The organism is Luteolibacter pohnpeiensis (assembly GCF_016595435.1).
Classification (GTDB): Bacteria; Verrucomicrobiota; Verrucomicrobiia; order Verrucomicrobiales; family Akkermansiaceae; genus Luteolibacter; species Luteolibacter pohnpeiensis.
In genome coordinates this window covers 1-1,859 of the sequence record NZ_JAENIJ010000103.1, presented here as the reverse complement: position 1 = coordinate 1,859, position 1,859 = coordinate 1, and the positions used below count along the sequence as shown (strand labels likewise).

The window sequence follows — 1,859 nt, the reverse complement described above, 5'->3', positions numbered from 1 at the left end:
GCAACCGGAGCAACCGGAGCAACCGGAGCAACCGGAGCAACCGGAGCAACCGGAGCAACCGGAGCAACCGGAGCAACCGGAGCAACCGGAGCAACGGGTCCATCTGGCAGTTTGAGTGTATGGAGTACTGCTGAGCCTGTAGCCGTTACATCGACAGGGAATGTCACCATTCCCAACTACAACACGGTGAATGAGCAGCAATATCGCACTGCGGGAAGCGGGTATGATGTTAGAGTTAGACTGATTAACCCTTCATCGTTCACATTGTCCGGATCTGGAGACTTCATCTACCATTTGCCAGCAGGAATTACATTCGATCTTACGGAGCATCCGGCTTGCACCGATGCTTGGAGCGGGCAAAATGGTGGGACCCAACCACCGATAGAGTCCTTAATACCGATGACTTACGTTTCGTTTAATAGATTAGCTGACGGTAGTGGATTTGCGGTGCCGTATTCTGCTACGTCGTATCGCGTTTTATTTAAGAGAAGTGCTGCTTATAATATTTATTATTACTCTCTTTCTTCGCAATCTAATTTTTCGTTCGTTCAGACCTATACAAACGAATATATTGGTTCATCCTTATATATCAAGACTGTGGATAGTCGCGATGATCCTACCGAGAGTTGGAGTGCGGCTACTTATGGTCAATACCCAGCTTGGCAATGGCAGTTTAGTACGGATTGATGTGTGACTATCAAGGCATTTCTTAGCTCGAAATATTCAGTGTGGGGAGATACCGGTTTGGTATCTCCCTCTTTGATGTCCTGAAATGGGATGCGAGATAGCTGGTCGGTCGTGATCCTACAGCGTGAGTATATGACACATGATGCCATGAATCGTTAACTAAATGGCAATTGAGATCAAAAAGTGTTCCGAGCTTGAGCGGAGCTCATGGCAACGTCATACTTTCGACTACGTCTCATGATGGTGTAGTAATAAATCTCCAGAATTTTTTGGAATCCGTTCGGATAAGCCCACTCGATTTATTGAGTTCGGGTAATGTGATCATTGGTGAATTTCATCTGCGCCGAGAAGGGGATGTGTATTTGTGTTATGCAGAAATTGTGAGTTTTTGGATTAAATAATATTAGGTGATTATTGTATATTTGCGAAATTGATTCGACTGTTTCAAAATTGAATTGAAGTGAGTGAAATATCGCTTAATACAGGCGTAACCCTTTTGGCGACTGTATCAATGATTCCCGAGCGATGAGGATTCAGTGGGTCCTCCAAGCTTGCTTCATTCCATCGTTTGGTCGGTGTGAATGAAGGAGGGAAGTGATGTCATATCAATTGCTTTATTGGCTTCGTTGAAAGGTGGGCGCCCTCAAATGCGGAAAGTATTTCTCCCCCGATTAATCGATAACTCGAAACCATAATATGAAAATGAAAACCAGTTACATGGCGGCTTTTGCAGCTGCCGCAATGATTGCCCCATGCGCTGTGCAGGCAGCCGATCCGGTGAATGCTTCAGCCGGAATTAATATGGGGCCATCCGTGGATGGTTATATTTACAACTACCTACCTATTGCATTGGGTGGCGGAACCTGGACGGACTTAAATACGGGCCTGGCCAATTTGATTGTGCCAGTCGGCCAATTTACGGGTATCAAGGACGATGGTAGCTTGGTGCTACCGTTGGATTTGATTCCATTGAAGACGACGAAGACCACTGTGGTGGATTCATCCGGGAATAATTTCCTGACGATCGACGGCGCGACCGGACAGATCACTGGGAGTGGCAAATCCCTTCTGGTAGGCGCAACTGGAGCAACTGGAGCAACTGGAGCAACTGGAGCAACTGGAGCAACTGGAGCAACTGGAGCAACTGGAGCAACTGGAGCAACTGGAGCAAC

1 protein-coding gene and 1 pseudogene are annotated in these 1,859 nt (G+C 46.8%); both read left to right on the top strand.

From position 1 onward, the window contains the following. A partial coding sequence (locus JIN85_RS20285; RefSeq protein ID WP_200274280.1) for a hypothetical protein occupies nucleotides 1-687 on the top strand: 687 nt, incomplete at its 5' end. Nucleotides 688-1,383: 696 nt separating this feature from the next. Further along, nucleotides 1,384-1,859: pseudogene (locus tag JIN85_RS20280) on the top strand (hypothetical protein); the annotation flags it as partial.